Origin of the sequence: Pseudochrobactrum asaccharolyticum, assembly GCF_003314995.1 — a bacterium.
GTDB lineage: Bacteria > Pseudomonadota > Alphaproteobacteria > Rhizobiales > Rhizobiaceae > Pseudochrobactrum > Pseudochrobactrum asaccharolyticum.
On sequence record NZ_QNRH01000001.1, the window covers coordinates 498942 to 514595 of the forward strand.

Genomic DNA, 15654 nt, shown 5'->3' on the forward strand with positions numbered 1-15654 from the left:
GGGTTTGAGCCTAATTTAAATCATCAGCGATTAGGAAGCAGGTTAACAGAACGGCTGCGGCAGGAGTTGCGGTCAACTTCCCCGCAGGTACGGAATTTCAAATTTTTATCCATACAAATACGCACTTCCTGCAAGCGTCTGCGGTTGCAGGTGACGGCAATTGCATCGGCGGGCAGTCCCGGATTAGCAGCAATAAATGCCTTTTCAACAAGCTGCGGATCGACACTGCGCGGGCTGCTGACAGCGCGCAGGGCAGGCGGAATCGTTACAGCCTGATAAGCATTGCGCATTGTCGTGAAGTAATCGCGCTGGCTGATCCCTGCACATGTACCATGCTTGCGCCATTGATAGCGCATCAGTCCGGCTGCGGGCATGATGTCCGACAGCGATGAAACGAGATCACGCGGCACCTGATTATTGGCCTGGTCATGCCTGCAATTTTCAGGAAAACCCCGTTCAAATTGCGGCCACAGTCCATGGACAACAAAGCCGTAATTGCGACCGTTGCCGCATTGCTGGCGGGCATCAGAACGGTTGCCGTTATCAGCGCAATAGCTTGGCGACCAGCTCAGTGCCAGTACATAGAAATCAAAATTTGCAGAGGATGGTGCAGCGGGCACATTTTGCGGATGAGCCGGTATACGTTGCGGAATTTTGTTTTCCGGCCTGAGAGAAGGACGTTCGGGACTAGTCTGCGGTGTGAGTTTGCGCAGATCATTGCCCATGCTTTGCATCAGCTTGTCGGACAGTGATTGGGCAGATACCGGTGCGGCAAAGAGTATTGCACCGGCAAGCGCAAGACTGACTATAGAAAAACAGCCCGATTTGCTGCGTGCAAACGGGCTGTGTGGTTTCAATCCCTGAACGGACATAGCGAAAATATCAACGAAGAACGCGACAGCGGCCATCATAGACGAACCACTTGTCAAAACCGTCGACGCAGGATTCCACATTGCTGCCCATCGAAGCGAAGCCCTGTGTTTTTTCAACCATGTACCACATATTGCGGTTTTCACCGTTGGAAAGCACTGCCGTTGCGCGGCAATAATGACGCTCAATACCTGACGGATAGGTTTTCGGATCAAAGCGGGTCGCGCTGACATTGCTCACAGCGTTGATTTTAACTGCAGGCATTTCCGGAACGCCGCGAACAAGGCGGTCAAACTGGGCTACAGCGCGGTTGATAACGCCCTGTTCCTGACAAGCAGGAGAAATGGCAGCAGGAGAGGTTGCCAAATAATCAGCAGCCTGTGCCTGCGAAAACGATGCTGCTGACAGACCTGCAAACAGTGCGAAAGCAAAAGCGGTGCGTAATGACATGAATCTGTCCTTATTGAAAAACTGTTAACCAGAGTTTTTGCCATATTCCTGTGTCGGGTCAAGCCTCAACCGTGCACAAGACAGTGATCACGAAGAAATGAGCTGTTATTTTTCTGCCCGTTCTTCGCCGGTGATCCATTCAATCTTGTAACTGCCCTGATTGTTTTCGCCAAACAGCGAAGCCAGCCATGGCGAAATTTTGGTCATTTCTTCCTGCAACAGATAAGGCGGGTTGACGACAATCATGCCTGTGCCGTCAAAACGCGGTTCCTGCGAAGGGGCGCGGACGGACAGTTCCAGACGCAGAATTTTCGGCAGGCCGCTTTCTTTCAAATTCGCAATGAAACGGTTGACCTCACGGCGGTCTTTAACCGGATACCACAAAGCATAAGTACCGGTCGCAAAGCGCCGGTGCGCTTTCACCAGTCCTTCAACGAGACGGTCAAATTCTCCGGCGATTTCAAAAGGCGGATCAACCAGCACAAGGCCGCGTTTCTCTTTTGGCGGCAGATGCGCCCCCAGAGCCAGCCAGCCATTGAGTTCTGTCACACGTGTCTGGTAGTCGCCTTCAAACAAGGCGGCCAGTGTTTTGTAATCCTGCGGATGCAGTTCCAGCGCCGAAAGGCGATCCTGTTCACGCATCAGATGGCGGGTCAACAGCGGAGATCCCGGGTAATAGCGCAGGCTGTTATCTTTAACCGCGCTGTTTTCTTGCTCAATCACATCGAGATAAGGCGCAATCAGCTCCAGCATTGCGGCAGGAATGCTGCCTGCAGCTTTGGCATCAAAAACCTGTTCAATACCGCTGCGCCATTCCAGCGTTTTACCAGCTTCCACACCACTTAAGTCATAGCGGCCGATACCGGCATGAGTGTCGATCACGCGCAGGGCGGCTTCCTTGCGCTGCATATAAAGCAATACGCGGGTCAGCACGATATGTTTGAACACATCGGCGAAGTTTCCGGCATGATAGGCGTGACGATAATTCATATTCAGTTCAATCCGGCTCTAGTCTCATATGATCCTGAGAATGAAGAATTCAAAGCATCATGTTTTGTAATATCTCATGGCATATATCTGTTCGGGCATGATTATGCCATAACCAGCATACCGGATATGCAGTGAATAGATTCTGCTTTTTCATCCGGCTCTATAATAATCCGGTGATATCATGTCTGGTTTTGTCGTTCTGATCGTTCTCTTCGGTGCTTTGCTGCATGCGAGCTGGAATGTGATTGTCAAATCCGGTACGGATAAATATCTCAGCGCTGTCATGGTGAGCGGTTCGGCAGGACTGATTGCGCTGGTTTTTCTGCCCTTTGTGCCGCTGCCACTCTCGGCCAGCTGGCCCTATATGTTCACCTCTACGGTGTTTCAGATCATCTATATGTTTCTGGTTGCTGCGGCCTATAGCAACGGTGATATGAGCCTTGCCTATCCGCTGATGCGCGGCACACCGCCTTTGCTGGTAGCGGTCATATCTGGGCCGTTGATCGGTGAAGTGCTTGGCTCAATGCAATGGCTGTCTGTCGGCCTGATTTCCGGCGGTGTACTGGTAATGGCACTTGGCCGCTCTCAGGCACTTGCTGCTGGTCGTAACAGCCGCACAGTTATCATTGCGCTGATCAATGCGCTGTTTATCGCCGGCTATACGCTGGTTGATGCGGTTGGTGTGCGTTTATCCGGTAATGCGGTGTCCTATGTGCTCTGGGCATTTTTGTTTAATGCGATACCGGTGATAAGCTGGGGTATCTGGCATTATCGCGGGCATCTGCTCACACATATCAAAAAGCGCGGACATCTGACGATTATTGGTGGTGTAAGCACACTTGGTTCCTACGGGCTGGCACTTTGGGCGATGACCATGGCGCCGGTGGCGATGGTGGCCGCCTTGCGGGAGACCTCAATCTTGTTTGGTGTGATCCTGTCGCTGGTTCTGTTGCGTGAGAAGATCAGTATCCAGCGCTTGCTGGGTGCGGTGCTGATTGTCGGCGGCACAATGATGATGCGGCTGAGTTAGAGCATTTGTGAGCCAAAGTGCGAGGCGGTTTGGCGTTGGATAATGCGTAAAACAAATAGTTACAGCGGTTCCGACGATTCAGTCTTAACGGGACCGCTGTAAAACCTGATTGTAACTGTGCGGAATTGGCTTATATCGTCGCAAACCATTTTTGCTATTCTGTTGCAATATGACTTTTCAGGAATACGTCCATGACGCTGCGCGCAACGCCCCAAATCGGCCATTCGGCCTGTCCGCATGACTGCCCGTCCACCTGTGCACTCGATGTGGAAATTCTCGACAGCCATACAATCGGGCGTATTCGCGGAGCGAAGGACAATAGCTATACAGCAGGGGTTATCTGCGCCAAAGTCGCCCGCTATGCTGAGCGTGTGCATCATCCTGACCGGTTGCTGAAACCGCTGATCCGTAAAGGCGCTAAAGGCGGCGGCGAATGGCAGGAGATTTCCTGGGCGGATGCGCTGGATCTGACCGCAGAGAAGTTTCTCAAAGCTGAGGAAAAATACGGTTCCGAGACGGTCTGGCCTTATTATTACGCGGGGACGATGGGGCTGGCACAGCGCGATTCTATCAACCGGCTGCGCTATGCCAAAAAATACTCGAATATGTTTTCCAGCTTCTGCACCAATCTGGCATGGACCGGCTATATGGCCGGTACCGGTGCCTTGCGTGGGCCCGATCCGCGCGAGATTGCCAAATCGGATTGTGTGGTAATCTGGGGTACCAATGCTGCGGCCACGCAGGTCAATGTGATGACCCATGCGGCGCGTGCCCGAAAAGAGCGCGGTGCAAAGATTGTTGCGATCGATGTTTATGAGACGGCAACTGTCCGTCAGGCCGATATCGGCATTGTTCTGAAACCCGGCACAGATGGCGCTTTCTCCTGCGCCGTGATGCATGTGCTGTTCCGCGACGGTCTTGCCGATTGGGATTATCTTAACCGCTATACTGATGCGCCAAAAGAGCTGGAGCAACATCTGCAAAGTCGCACACCGCAATGGGCGGAGGCGATTACCGGTGTTTGCGTTGAGGATATCGAGGCTTTTGCGCGACTGGTGGGGACGACAAAGCGCACATATTTCCGTTTAGGCTATGGTTTTTCCCGTCAGCGTAATGGTTCGGTCAATATGCATGCAGCGTCTTGTATTGCTGCGGTCACCGGCGCATGGACGCTTGAAGGCGGCGGCGCCTTCCATTCCAATTCCGGTATTTTCGGCATGGATAAATCCGAGATTGAAGGTTCTGCTTTTGCTGACCCGTCAATCCGTGCGCTGGATCAGTCCAAAATCGGCCGTGTACTGACCGGTGACGCGCAAGCGCTCTATAGCGGCGTACCGGTCACTGCGATGCTGATCCAGAACACCAATCCGGCCAATGTGGCGCCAGAGCAGCGTCTGGTGCATCAGGGCTTTATGCGTGACGATCTGTTTACTGTCGTGCATGAGCAATTCATGACCGATACGGCGAAAATGGCCGATCTGGTTTTGCCTGCCACTATGTTTCTGGAACATGATGATATTTATCGTGGCGGTGGCCAGCAGCATGTGTTGCTGGGTGCCAAACTGATTGAGGCCGCAGGTGAAGCACGGGAGAATCTCTATGTGCTCAATGAGTTGGCCAATCGCTTAGGCGTCGGCCATATGGCTGGTTTCAACCTGTCTGCGCGCCAGCTGGTGGATAATCTGCTGACCAAAAGCAATATGCCGGATTTCGAAACTATGCGGCAGCAACGCTGGCTGGACAAGCAGCCGGATTTTGAGACATCGCATTATCTCAATGGTTTTGCATGGCCGGATGGCAAATTTCGTTTCCGCGTTGACTGGCAAAAGCAGACTTCGCCGGATCGTCCGCCACAAGCCATGGGATTGCAGGGACCCTTTGCCGATATGCCGGAATTCCCGGATTATTGGGAAGTTAACGAACAGGCTGATCCGCAACACCCGTTCAAACTGACCACATCACCGGCGCATAACTTCCTGAATTCCAGTTTCAGCGAGACACCGACATCGCTTGCCAAAGAAGTGCGTCCGCAATTGCTGATCCGCGATGACGATGCCGCAGAGCTGGGGCTTGCTGACGGTGCGCGGGTCGAGATTGGTAATGAACGCGGTGCGCTGGTTCTGTATGTGAAAATTCAACTCGCTGGTGGCGCCAAGAAACTGCGCCGTGGTGTTGTCGTTTCGGAAGGGCTGTTCCCGAATTCTTCTTTTGAAGGCGGTGAGGGGATCAATATTCTCACCGGTGCAGATGCGGCGGCACCTCATGGTGGAGCGGCTTTCCATGATATTAAAGTCTGGATCCGGCCTTGTGAGGATCAAGCGGCACAAGCAGCTTAGGTTGCGGGAGTGTAGTGATGCTTGTCAGAACCTTGACTGAAAGTGATATGCCGCATTTGCAGAAGCTTTATCGCTATCTGGACGCGGATAATACCGAGATACCACTCAATGAGGCATTGCAACGCTGGGAAATGTTAAAGGGCTATCCGCACAGCGATATTTTCGTTGCTTGTAAAGATGAGGTGCCTGTTGCGTCCTGCAGTTTGATTGTCATTCCGAATTTGACGCGTATTGGTGCGCCCTATGCATTGATTGAGAATGTCGTGACGCATCCGGATCATCGTAAGCAAGGTTTGGGAACGGCAGTGCTGCATGCTGCGGTTGAGAGGGCATGGCAGGCCGGTTGTTACAAGGTCATGTTGATGACCGGCTCTAAACAAGCATCTACGCTGAAATTCTATCAGGATGCAGGCTTCGAGCAAAGCAAGACCGGATTTCAGATCAGAAGGCCGCAAGCAACTTAAGATTTATTCAAACAAAAAAGCCCGCGCTGGTGACAGCGCGGGCTTTTTAAATTCGAGAGCTAAAATTTAGCCTTCGTATTTCAGGCGGAAGTTGGACAGGCCAACAGCAGCATTCAGACCCTTCTGGCCCTGAATGGAGATCGGCTGCAGGGAGATGTTCTTCCATGTGCCGCCGGTCAGGATGTTGGTGCCTGCACCGATACCGATTGTGGCATTGGCAGATGCGCCGACATAGCTGCCGCGCAGAGCGCCTTCAGGGCGAACTGTTGGTGCCCATACAGCCCATGCGAGCTGGCCGCCATTGTAGAAACCAACATCGACACCGATTTTGGTGATCTGGCCGGAATAACGCTCAGCAGGTGCACCGCGCTTTGAAGGCTGGAACACGCAATCCATTTCCTGACGGCTGCCGATGATGACGCCGATCGATGGCTGGAAATCGCAGGTCAGAACGCCGACTTCCGAGCGAGGCTGGGTAACGGCGCTGCGGGAGGAGACCATGTCGGCAGCTGATGCGGAAACAGCAAAAGTACCGGCGGCAAAAGCAGCCATAAGAGCAACTGAGTTACGGAGAGACATGATATCTTCCTTTTCTTATTCTTTAAGTGTGCATCGGGAGGATGAAAACCATCTTCGGAAAATGCACATCGTTACAAGGTTTAAAAGCGTTAGATCGCTTGAAAATATGCTGCCTGAAAAACATCACTGACGGGAATCATATGATTATCGCCAGACAGCAAGAACGTGATATTCGTTCATTTAGGGCATTATCGTGGCACGTTAAGGGAAATTTAACAATTTGTCATTTTGTCAGACACTAATCAGCACCGGTGTTGCCAAATTGTCATGTTTTTCCGGTGCCGTACCGGCTGCGAAATGACGTAAAGCCTGCGGATAAAGCTGGTGTTCCGCAATCAGAACGCGTGCCGCAAGTGAGTCTGCTGTGTCATCATTATGAACAGCAACAGCACCCTGTGCCAGTATCGGACCTTCATCCATACCTTCGGTCACCAGATGCACTGTGCATCCGGCGAGTTTCATGCCGGCCTCAAGCGCACGCTGATGTGTGTGCAGACCCGGAAACAGCGGCAGCAATGAAGGATGAATATTGAGAATACGCCCTGCAAAAGGAGCAATAAACCGGCCGGAAAGCAGGCGCATATAGCCTGCAAGACAAATAATATCCGGTGCGATCTGTGCCAGTTGCTCAAGAATGGCATCTTCATGCGCTTGCTTGGAGCTGTAATCTTTGCGGGCATGAACATAGGTGGTGATACCTGCGGCCTGCGCTTTCGCGAGGCCGCCTGCATCATGCTTGTCTGAAAATACGGCAACAATCTCTGCCGGATAATCCGGTGCCTGTGCCGCACGGATCAGCGTCTCCATATTGGAGCCGCCGCCCGAGATAAAAATAACGACCCGTTTACGCGGAGCTACAGAGGCAGGGCTCATAGGGAGAGCGTACCCTGATAGACAACACCCTGCTGATCTGCATCACGTGCGATCATACGGCCGAGAGTGACAACAGTTTCACCTTCAGCTTTCAGTGTGTCTGCAACCAGTTCTGCCTTGTCAGCCGGTACAACAACAATCATGCCGACGCCACAGTTGAAAGTGCGCAGCATTTCATGCGCCTCGACGCCACCGGTTTTCGCCAGCCATGAGAAAACAGCCGGAACCGGAATAGCCGAAAGATTGATTTCTGCTGCCAGTGTTTCAGGCAATACACGCGGAATATTGTCAGGAAAACCACCGCCGGTAATATGTGCCAGCGCTTTGATTGCACCGGTTGAGCGGATAGCGGAGAGCAGGGATTTCACATAAATGCGGGTCGGGGTGAGCAGGGCTTCACCAAGTGTCTGACCAGCTGCAAATGGTGCCGTATCCTGCCAGCCAAGGCTGGACAGTTCGACAATGCGGCGCACCAACGAGAAACCGTTGGAGTGAACACCGGAAGAACCGAGGCCGAGAATAACATCACCGGCTTCCAGATCACCGGCAGGCAGCAACTGACCACGCTCTGCCGCACCAACGGCAAAACCGGCCAGATCATAGTCGCCGTCACGATACATGCCCGGCATTTCTGCGGTTTCGCCGCCGATCAGTGCACAACCGGATTGCAGGCAGCCTTCGGCAATACCTTTAACAATCGCTGCACCCTGTTCAGGGTCGAGTTTGCCGGTGGCAAAATAATCGAGGAAGAACAGCGGCTCCGCGCCCTGTACCACGAGATCGTTGACGCACATCGCAACGAGGTCGATACCAACAGTGTCATGGCGGTCTGCATCAATAGCGATTTTCAGTTTGGTGCCAACACCGTCATTGGCGGCAACCAGAACCGGATCTTTAAAACCGGCCGCTTTAAGATCAAACAAACCGCCGAAACCGCCGATTTCACCATCCGCACCCGGACGGCGCGTAGAGCGCACCAGTGGTTTGATCTTATCGACCATGCTGTTGCCTGCATCAATATCCACACCGGCATCGGCATAGGTCAGGCCATTTTTCGCGTCAGCGGCTGAAGTGGATGGGGTTTTCGACTGTGGCATTGGTAGCTCCCGATACACAGCGCAGAGCCGTAAGGCCGATGGAAGAACGGCAGGGCAGGCTGCGGTTAATGCTTCAAGCAGGCGCAATGACACGAGATTACTTTATCCGCAAGCATCTTTCGTCATTTTTAACTGATAAACACCGTGTTATGAGTGGAGCAGAGTAAATGTCGCAGCCGGTTGGTCTGTCCGGCGATCTGTATGTTCTCATAATTGAGTGATCGGCAGCATCTTGACCAGTTGTGGCGGTGCGACATATTCAAAGTTTTTAGTCCATTGGCGGTTTTATATGAGCAAATCAGCGAGCACTCCCCCTAAGGCGCCGTCATCACGCGCGGCGCATGCGAAAGGTGAGGCATTAGTCTCGACAACGGAGCAGCAGGTTGTTGTTCCTACGGGTGAGCATGAGGTGCGGCTGGATGTTCAGGTCACTGCGATCGGTGCGAGCATGCGAAAACAGGCATTTTTCTGGCTGTTTGCAACAATTGTATTCGTGTTGTTCCTGACCGTTTTCAGTTCAATTTTGCTGCCGTTTGTAGCGGGTCTGGCGCTGGCTTACTTTCTGGATCCGGTGGCAGACTGGCTTGAACGCTTTGGCATGTCGCGCTTGCTGGCGACCTGCGTCATTCTGATTACCTTTGTCGTTGTGCTGGTTTTGGGATTGATCATCATCGTGCCTGTGCTGGTTACGCAGATGGCTGAGTTCATTTCCAAATTCCCGGGTTACTTCACCCAGCTGCAGGCTTTGATTGCACATCAGGATTCGGAATGGCTGAAGAAATATCTCGGCATGAACAGCACGGTCATTCAGGATAACCTAAGCAGCTTTCTCAAGCAGGGCGCGAGTTTCCTCACCACATTGCTGCAATCACTGTGGAATTCCGGCAAATCCCTGATCGATCTTGCAGGTCTGTTTGTGGTGACACCGGTGGTAGCTTTCTACATGCTGCTCGACTGGGATCGCATGGTGGATACGATTGATTCATGGGTGCCACGCGATCATGTGAAAACCGTGCGCCAGATTGCCCGTGAGATGAACGAAGCGATTGCCGGTTTTATCCGCGGGCAGGGTACATTGTGCCTTATCCTTGGTACCTATTATGCGATTGGTCTGACACTGACCGGACTGAATTTCGGCCTGTTGATTGGTCTGTTTGCCGGTCTGATCAGCTTCATTCCTTATATCGGGTCTATCGTCGGGCTGGTGCTGGCGATTGGTGTGGCGCTGGTGCAGTTCTGGCCGGATTGGATTATGGTTGTTGTCGTGGCCTGTGTGTTCTTCACAGGGCAGTTTATCGAAGGCAATATTTTGCAGCCGAAACTGGTTGGTAAATCCGTTGGCTTGCATCCGGTCTGGCTGATGTTCGCGCTTTTCGCGTTTGGTTCGCTGCTGGGCTTTACAGGGATGCTGATCGCCGTTCCTGCCGCTGCTGCTGTCGGGGTGCTGGTACGCTTTGTGATAAACCGTTATCTGGAATCTCCGCTCTATAAGAGCAGCAACAGCGAGAACTGAGATAAAGTTTTCAACAGGTCTATCCACAGGCATGTGTGTCACGGGGATAAGGTTGAACAACCGGCGCAAACGCGCCGGTTGTGCTTTTCTAACCGCTGCAAAGCAGCTACTGCTGGTATCAGGCCGCGCATATGCGAATATCGCGCAAGCGGCACAAAATTGAGTACAGCTTAAACACCGTCCTGAAAGCAAATAATATGGGACGGAACTTTGGGTAATTATGTCTGCAGAGCACCGACAAATTCCGCTCATTCTTCAGCATGAGCCGGGCTTCACACGCGATGATCTGGTTGTCACCGGATCGAACCGTGCGGCAGTTGATCTGATTGATCGCTGGCCGGACTGGCCGTCGCCTGTGGCATTGCTTGTCGGCCCTGCCGGTGCCGGAAAAACCCATCTGGCCGCCATCTGGCGCAGCCAGAATGATGCTGCCATTCTCGATCCCCACAATATTGATGCGCAGTCACTGGAAATCGCAGCACAGCGTCCGGTGCTGATTGACGATATCGGCGCGGAAGATTTTGACGAAACAGGTCTGTTCCATCTGATCAACACTATCCGCCAGACTGCGGGAAGCTGTGAGAACGGTCAGTCGCAGGCATCTTTGCTGATGACCTCGCAATTGCAGCCTTCGCAGTGGAACGTTTCACTGCCCGATCTGATCTCACGCCTTAAAGCAGTGACGATTGTCGATATTTCCGAGCCGGATGATTATCTGCTGAGCACTGTGATTTATAAGCTGTTTGCGGATCGTCAGGTCAGCGTTGATCCGGCTGTGATCAGCTATATTGTCAGCCGCGTTGAGCGTTCGCTGGACAGTGTGATTGTGCTGGTGGATTTGCTTGACCATATGGCATTGCAGCAGAAAAGCCGCATTACCAAAGCGCTGGCGACACAGGCTTTTCAGGCAATGGCAAATGCACTGCCTGAAAGCTCTTCTGAAGACTGATTTTCCGTATAGATTATTTGCCGACCGGCTGCTGCGGATAGACCGGAGCGATTAAGCCGGTATTTTGCGGCTTGTCGCTGGTGGTCTTTACGGCCGGCGCAGGACGGACTGAGCCTGTGGTAATCGCCGATTGCTGAGTAGGAATGGGACGCGAAGCGGCGGCTTGCCTTGGCTGATTTTTGAAGATCAGCTGATCCTCCTGCACCCAGCCGATAATATTGGTGGATGGCACTACCACACGATGCCAGCGCCCGACTTTGGCATAGGAGCGCATTTCACGCCCTTTCTCCACACGACCGACTGTTTTGGCCTGATCCCATGCTTTTTCACGGATTGTCAGAGCTTGTTTGGCAACAATGGCTTTAGGAATTTTGAAGGCACCGCTTGCATGGCGGCTGTTATCATCCGGTGCGGTTCTGCCGACCGGCGGCAAAGCGGGCATAGCGGATTGCGCGGCAGGTTTCGGCGGGATGATCTGTACAGCAGGTTTGTTTTCAACACGCGGCGCAAGCATGGCGACTTGTTTTTGCTCGCCGACATTCACCTGTGGCCTGCGGATCGGTGCAGGTGCTGTGACCTCCGGCGTACGGGTCTGCACCTGAGCAGTTTTGCGCTCTGATGATGGCGTGCTGGTCCTAGGTGCAGGCGGATTTGTGCGTGCTACAGAGCTGCCGCTGTTTGAGCGGAACAGTCCGGAAACGCTTGCTGTCGGGCTGCGGCTTTGTGATGTTGCCCAAAGAGCTGCCGCACCCAGAGCAACAATGGCGCCGACTGTTACAACAGCCGCAGCCGATTGGCCGGAGCTTTTGCCACGGGCGGGGCGTTTCTTGCGGGAGGTGGACTTTCTCGGAGCCATATGTCTGCGCCTTTATACCGGTCAGCATTCAGATGCACTGAACCAAGCTGAGTATTTCGAATCTGCTTGCATCCAAGCTACCGCCTGAATCTTCGTATTTGGTTACTATGCTCACCTTTTGTTCTGGGGGTCGCGGATAAAATAACTTATTTTCGGCACAAATTCGGCCAGAAACTGTCCCGAAGCAGGCGCAGCATTTTTGTGCGACCAATGCTGGCCGCTCCCGATTTAACCTGCCCTCTGTTGCTGTGTCTTACACAGGAAAGAAGCACTGAGGGCACTATGGAGCGAATGAGACAAAATGAAAAAGCTTGTTTTGGCATTAAGTGTTCTGGGACTTTCAGCTGCGCCGGTGTTGGCGGCGCAGAGCTCTGCAACGAAGAGTGAAGCAAAAATAGAGCAAGTGGCCGAGACCTTGGCTGGCGGCCATGGAAAAATGACAGAGACAGCCAGCGGTAAAATCCTCACCACTGCGGCAGGCCATACCCTTTATACCTTTGATAAGGACAAAAACGGTGCGTCGAGCTGTGATGCAGCTTGCCTGAAAATTTGGCCGGCTTATCATGCCTCTGCCAAGGTGAAAGCGGCAGCCCCGTGGTCGAAGGTAAAAGCCACCGATGGCAAGGATATGTGGGCTTATAACGGCAAGCCGGTTTACACCTATATTAAAGATAAAAAGACCGGTGACACGGAAGGTGATGGTGTCGGCGGTAACTGGCACATCATCAAATGATTTGACGCTGAAGAGCGCACAGGCAGCATATTTGCTGTGCGATCTTCACACTTTTGGCTCGCAAATGCTATAGACAGGCAGATATCTGACAAATGGAGGGGAAGATATGCAACCTGTTTTCCGGCGTGCTGAGGCGCGCGATCTCACCGCGATTATCGCAATGCTGGCTGATGATGTTTTGGGTGCAGCCCGCGAAGATCCATCGCTTCCTCTGAATAATACCTATCTTGATGCCTTTGCCGCAATTGAGCGCGACGAAAATCAGTTTCTGCTGGTGGTCGAGTGTGATGGCGTGGTTGCCGGTTGCCTGCAGCTGAGTTTTATCCCTGGTCTTTCAAGGCTCGGTATGTGGCGCGGGCAGGTGGAGAGTGTACGCATTGCTGCGGCTTTTCGCGGGCAGGGACTGGGCGAGAAAATGCTGCAATGGGTGATTGCAACATGCAGGGAAAAGAGCTGTGGTCTGGTGCAGTTACATACGGATGTGACGCGCAATGATGCGATCCGCTTCTATGAAAAGCTCGGCTTTAAGGCCAGTCATGCGGGCATGAAACTGGCATTATAAAATTATTTCCAAAAGCCTGCATCGAATATAGGATTGCTGCGTTACTTTAAAACAGAGTTTCTCTGAACAGCTTTGAAACAGGAGATACAGCAATGGTTGATACTGCCAAGATCAAAGAACATTTTGAAGTTATCGGTGCAGATGGTGTTCATGTCGGCACGGTAGATCATATCGACGGAGACCGGATCAAACTGACCAAAAAGGACAGCGGAGCAGGCGCGCATCACAAGCACCATCACTATATTTCGCTGGGGCTGGTTGCTGATGTTGAGGGCAATAAAGTCCGCCTGTCAGCCAATGCCGATGTTGCTATTACCTTTGAGGAAGAGAAAGACGGCAAAGCGACAATGTAACGCCATGCCGTTCTGACCGTGATCAACCCGCCATGTGAATGGCGGGTTTTATTATGCGCAGGGTTTAGTAGGTGTAGAGCAGGATTGGAATGAAACCGGCAGTTTGCAAATGCTCAATTGTTTCAAAGAATGGAAAGGCGACAAAAAATACCAGACCATCAAAGAACGTATTGTAGAGCATTTTAGGGCGAACGGTCAGGCTTTCAACATCTTGATACCCTGAAAATCGAGGGAAAAAGCGTGGTACATCACGTTTGTAATCGCGGTATGGCTGCCCGAAATTATTCTCAAGATAGCCTTCCTCTGCCAGAATAACGAACAGGAAGGTGACATAGCAGGCGACTGCAAGCAGGAAGGCAACGCCAAGGCTGCCGGTCAGACAGCCAATGCCAAATGCGCCGATGGCACTGAAAACATAAAGTGGATTGCGGCTCAAAGAATAGGGGCCGGTGCGGATGATCTGAGCGCCTTTGTGCCCGCCGATATAGAGGGTGCACCACATGCGCCCGAGAATAGCGACAATGATGAAGCCAAGGCCGAAGGCTTCAATATATTCGTGAATACCGCTCGCCCAGGCGGAGCGTACAAACAGCAGAGCAAGAAACAGAAGAGCAATAATAATTGCCACAGCGATGCGTCGGCGTGCCTGATAGCGGCTCATTTCTTTCATGGATTGCATAAGACAGAACCTGTTAAGCTGGATTATGAAATGCTCAATAGTTTTCTTAAAACAGACCACTGTTGAGAATGGTCTGTTCTCGTATTTCCTTAAAAGAAGCTAAATTTATGTTCGCAACATTAAGGGATCATAATGTTGGCACTAACCGCGCGGGCCAAACAAAATAATACCCGCTCCTGCAAGCGCCAGTACCCCGCCTGCGATGTCCCATTTATCGGGAGAGAAATCTTCTGCCAGTTTCAGCCATAACAGTGAGGCGATGATATAAATCCCGCCATAGGCTGCATAGGCACGCCCCGCTACCTCAGCATCAATAAATGTGAGCAACACGGCAAACAGGATCAGTGAGGCAATTCCGGGGAAAAGCCACCAGACAGATTTATCCAGCCGCAGCCATGCCCAGAATGCGAAACAGCCTGCAATTTCTGCAAGGGCTGCAAGGGAGTAAATCAGAACCTGCGCTACGGGTTTCATAAGAGCGAAATTTCCTGCTGTCTGTGATGCTTTGTAAGACATGATAAACATAGCGGATTAATAAATTTCTTTATCATTTCATAACGGAACAGAGAGTGATGAGATTGTTCATTTCCTGTTCAAATTCCGTATTCTAGAAACAGTGCCAAGAGCATATATTGCTGTAAAAATTCGGGTGATTTGGTTCTGGTTCTGAAACTGAACGCCTCTGTTACGAAGAATAAAACTCATATGTTGAGGAAGATAAAATGAACACAGCGTCGATTGCGACTAACTTGTCCCGCATTATGCTGTTTCTGGCTTTTGCAGCCGGTATTTATACCATGGATACCGGAACCGCTTCGGCACAGGAAGTCCAGCTATGTGCACGGGAAGGCGGTGTTTGCCGGATTCCTTATCCGACTGAAGTGATCTACGGCAATGGCCGTCGCGTCACATCGCGCTTTATCAATCAGCCGGAAGTGCGTTGCTCGAATTCTGTTTTCGGTGATCCTGCACGGGGCGCAGGTAAGGCTTGTTCCTATGTCGTGCGCGATGAAGGACGCAATCGCGGCGGCTATCGCGGCCGTGACGATTACGGGCGCAATGATTATGGCCGTGGTCGTCATGATTATGGCAATGGCGGTTACGGACGAGGCCGTGATCGCGGCCAGTGGCAACAATGTGCCCGTGAAGGTCAGTATTGTGATTTCTCCGGTCGCAAACGCGTACGCTACGGCACAACAGACCGCTATGTAGAGCGTGAATTCCGCAATGGTGTACGTTGTGACAACCGTGCCTTCGGTGATCCGGATCGCGGTACAGCAAAAGGCTGTTATGTACTGAATTAGTTCAGCATACAGAGAT

18 protein-coding genes are annotated in these 15654 nt (G+C 52.1%); 9 read left to right on the forward strand and 9 right to left on the reverse strand.

Features of this window, described 5'->3' with window-relative positions; all coding sequences use genetic code 11:
- Positions 1–23 precede the first annotated feature (23 nt).
- From DFR47_RS02245 to DFR47_RS02255, 3 genes are all read right to left on the reverse strand, one after another.
- On the reverse strand, positions 24–653 hold the full coding sequence (locus DFR47_RS02245; protein ID WP_374788363.1) for a ribonuclease T2 family protein: 630 nt from the start codon (positions 651–653) through the stop codon (positions 24–26).
- Positions 654–882: 229 nt separating this feature from the next.
- On the reverse strand, positions 883–1320 hold the full coding sequence (locus tag DFR47_RS02250; protein WP_113942769.1) for a phage portal protein: 438 nt from the start codon (positions 1318–1320) through the stop codon (positions 883–885).
- 105 nt (positions 1321–1425) lie between these two features.
- Positions 1426–2310 carry a 23S rRNA (adenine(2030)-N(6))-methyltransferase RlmJ gene (locus DFR47_RS02255; protein WP_113942770.1) on the reverse strand — a complete coding sequence of 295 codons (885 nt, stop codon included), beginning with the start codon at positions 2308–2310 and terminating at the stop codon, positions 1426–1428.
- 181 nt (positions 2311–2491) lie between these two features.
- On the opposite strand from DFR47_RS02255, the gene DFR47_RS02260 reads away from it, so the two are divergent.
- The 3 genes from DFR47_RS02260 to DFR47_RS02270 all read left to right on the forward strand — a co-directional run bounded on the left by DFR47_RS02260 (position 2492) and on the right by DFR47_RS02270 (position 6140).
- Positions 2492–3340, forward strand: a complete 849-nt coding sequence (locus tag DFR47_RS02260; RefSeq protein WP_113942771.1) for a DMT family transporter — start codon at positions 2492–2494, stop codon at positions 3338–3340.
- Positions 3341–3531: 191 nt separating this feature from the next.
- Complete coding sequence (locus DFR47_RS02265) at positions 3532–5676, forward strand: molybdopterin oxidoreductase family protein (RefSeq protein WP_113942772.1); 2145 nt, start codon at positions 3532–3534, stop codon at positions 5674–5676.
- 17 nt (positions 5677–5693) lie between these two features.
- Entirely contained in the window at positions 5694–6140 is a 447-nt protein-coding gene (locus DFR47_RS02270) for a GNAT family N-acetyltransferase (RefSeq protein WP_113942773.1), read from the forward strand.
- A gap of 66 nt (positions 6141–6206) precedes the next feature.
- Here the strand turns inward: DFR47_RS02270 and DFR47_RS02275 are convergent, their stop codons facing one another.
- The 3 genes from DFR47_RS02275 to purM all read right to left on the reverse strand — a co-directional run bounded on the left by DFR47_RS02275 (position 6207) and on the right by purM (position 8689).
- Entirely contained in the window at positions 6207–6719 is a 513-nt protein-coding gene (locus DFR47_RS02275; protein WP_113942774.1) for a DUF992 domain-containing protein, read from the reverse strand.
- A gap of 231 nt (positions 6720–6950) precedes the next feature.
- A complete protein-coding gene (purN, locus tag DFR47_RS02280) occupies positions 6951–7592 on the reverse strand; it encodes a phosphoribosylglycinamide formyltransferase (RefSeq protein ID WP_113942775.1) in 642 nt (213 codons plus the stop codon).
- Positions 7589–8689: a phosphoribosylformylglycinamidine cyclo-ligase gene (gene purM, locus DFR47_RS02285; RefSeq protein ID WP_113942776.1), complete on the reverse strand. Its 1101-nt coding sequence runs from the start codon at positions 8687–8689 to the stop codon at positions 7589–7591. Before purM ends, purN begins: the two co-directional genes overlap by 4 nt.
- 448 nt (positions 8690–9137) lie before the next feature.
- Here purM and DFR47_RS02290 point away from each other — a divergent pair, with 448 nt between their 5' ends.
- The gene (locus tag DFR47_RS02290; protein ID WP_342633945.1) at positions 9138–10202 is read left to right on the forward strand and encodes an AI-2E family transporter; all 1065 of its coding nucleotides are present in this window, start codon (positions 9138–9140) and stop codon (positions 10200–10202) included.
- A 220-nt stretch (positions 10203–10422) separates the two neighbouring features.
- Positions 10423–11151, forward strand: a complete 729-nt coding sequence (hdaA, locus tag DFR47_RS02295; RefSeq protein WP_113942778.1) for a DnaA regulatory inactivator HdaA — start codon at positions 10423–10425, stop codon at positions 11149–11151.
- Positions 11152–11164: 13 nt separating this feature from the next.
- Here the strand turns inward: hdaA and DFR47_RS02300 are convergent, their stop codons facing one another.
- Positions 11165–12007 carry a hypothetical protein gene (locus DFR47_RS02300; protein WP_113942779.1) on the reverse strand — a complete coding sequence of 281 codons (843 nt, stop codon included), beginning with the start codon at positions 12005–12007 and terminating at the stop codon, positions 11165–11167.
- Positions 12008–12308: 301 nt separating this feature from the next.
- On the opposite strand from DFR47_RS02300, the gene DFR47_RS02305 reads away from it, so the two are divergent.
- From DFR47_RS02305 to DFR47_RS02315, 3 genes are all read left to right on the forward strand, one after another.
- On the forward strand, positions 12309–12740 hold the full coding sequence (locus DFR47_RS02305; protein WP_113942780.1) for a COG4315 family predicted lipoprotein: 432 nt from the start codon (positions 12309–12311) through the stop codon (positions 12738–12740).
- A gap of 106 nt (positions 12741–12846) precedes the next feature.
- Entirely contained in the window at positions 12847–13302 is a 456-nt protein-coding gene (locus DFR47_RS02310; protein WP_113942781.1) for a GNAT family N-acetyltransferase, read from the forward strand.
- Between the two features lie 92 nt (positions 13303–13394).
- On the forward strand, positions 13395–13655 hold the full coding sequence (locus DFR47_RS02315) for a DUF2171 domain-containing protein (RefSeq protein WP_113942782.1): 261 nt from the start codon (positions 13395–13397) through the stop codon (positions 13653–13655).
- A gap of 64 nt (positions 13656–13719) precedes the next feature.
- On the opposite strand, the gene DFR47_RS02320 is transcribed toward DFR47_RS02315, so the two are convergent.
- Together DFR47_RS02320 and DFR47_RS02325 are read right to left on the reverse strand one after the other, a co-directional pair.
- Positions 13720–14334 (reverse strand): methyltransferase family protein, encoded by a 615-nt coding sequence (locus DFR47_RS02320; protein ID WP_113942783.1) that lies wholly within the window; start codon positions 14332–14334, stop codon positions 13720–13722.
- A 141-nt stretch (positions 14335–14475) separates the two neighbouring features.
- On the reverse strand, positions 14476–14808 hold the full coding sequence (locus DFR47_RS02325) for a YnfA family protein (protein ID WP_113943194.1): 333 nt from the start codon (positions 14806–14808) through the stop codon (positions 14476–14478).
- A 248-nt stretch (positions 14809–15056) separates the two neighbouring features.
- Between DFR47_RS02325 and DFR47_RS02330 the strand changes: the two genes are divergently transcribed.
- Positions 15057–15638: a hypothetical protein gene (locus DFR47_RS02330; protein ID WP_245416411.1), complete on the forward strand. Its 582-nt coding sequence runs from the start codon at positions 15057–15059 to the stop codon at positions 15636–15638.
- Positions 15639–15654: the final 16 nt, after the last annotated feature.

What these genes read in the sequence shown, in the direction of transcription:
- DFR47_RS02250 (WP_113942769.1), bottom strand. Translation starts at nt 1,320, where the DNA reads ATGTCATTACGCACCGCTTTTGCTTTCGCACTGTTTGCAGGTCTGTCA.
- DFR47_RS02255 (WP_113942770.1), bottom strand. Translation starts at nt 2,310, where the DNA reads ATGAATTATCGTCACGCCTATCATGCCGGAAACTTCGCCGATGTGTTC.
- DFR47_RS02260 (WP_113942771.1), top strand. Translation starts at nt 2,492, where the DNA reads ATGTCTGGTTTTGTCGTTCTGATCGTTCTCTTCGGTGCTTTGCTGCAT.
- DFR47_RS02265 (WP_113942772.1), top strand. Translation starts at nt 3,532, where the DNA reads ATGACGCTGCGCGCAACGCCCCAAATCGGCCATTCGGCCTGTCCGCAT.
- DFR47_RS02270 (WP_113942773.1), top strand. Translation starts at nt 5,694, where the DNA reads ATGCTTGTCAGAACCTTGACTGAAAGTGATATGCCGCATTTGCAGAAG.
- DFR47_RS02275 (WP_113942774.1), bottom strand. Translation starts at nt 6,719, where the DNA reads ATGTCTCTCCGTAACTCAGTTGCTCTTATGGCTGCTTTTGCCGCCGGT.
- purN (WP_113942775.1), bottom strand. Translation starts at nt 7,592, where the DNA reads ATGAGCCCTGCCTCTGTAGCTCCGCGTAAACGGGTCGTTATTTTTATC.
- purM (WP_113942776.1), bottom strand. Translation starts at nt 8,689, where the DNA reads ATGCCACAGTCGAAAACCCCATCCACTTCAGCCGCTGACGCGAAAAAT.
- DFR47_RS02290 (WP_342633945.1), top strand. Translation starts at nt 9,138, where the DNA reads ATGCGAAAACAGGCATTTTTCTGGCTGTTTGCAACAATTGTATTCGTG.
- hdaA (WP_113942778.1), top strand. Translation starts at nt 10,423, where the DNA reads ATGTCTGCAGAGCACCGACAAATTCCGCTCATTCTTCAGCATGAGCCG.
- DFR47_RS02300 (WP_113942779.1), bottom strand. Translation starts at nt 12,007, where the DNA reads ATGGCTCCGAGAAAGTCCACCTCCCGCAAGAAACGCCCCGCCCGTGGC.
- DFR47_RS02305 (WP_113942780.1), top strand. Translation starts at nt 12,309, where the DNA reads ATGAAAAAGCTTGTTTTGGCATTAAGTGTTCTGGGACTTTCAGCTGCG.
- DFR47_RS02310 (WP_113942781.1), top strand. Translation starts at nt 12,847, where the DNA reads ATGCAACCTGTTTTCCGGCGTGCTGAGGCGCGCGATCTCACCGCGATT.
- DFR47_RS02315 (WP_113942782.1), top strand. Translation starts at nt 13,395, where the DNA reads ATGGTTGATACTGCCAAGATCAAAGAACATTTTGAAGTTATCGGTGCA.
- DFR47_RS02320 (WP_113942783.1), bottom strand. Translation starts at nt 14,334, where the DNA reads ATGCAATCCATGAAAGAAATGAGCCGCTATCAGGCACGCCGACGCATC.
- DFR47_RS02325 (WP_113943194.1), bottom strand. Translation starts at nt 14,808, where the DNA reads ATGAAACCCGTAGCGCAGGTTCTGATTTACTCCCTTGCAGCCCTTGCA.
- DFR47_RS02330 (WP_245416411.1), top strand. Translation starts at nt 15,057, where the DNA reads ATGAACACAGCGTCGATTGCGACTAACTTGTCCCGCATTATGCTGTTT.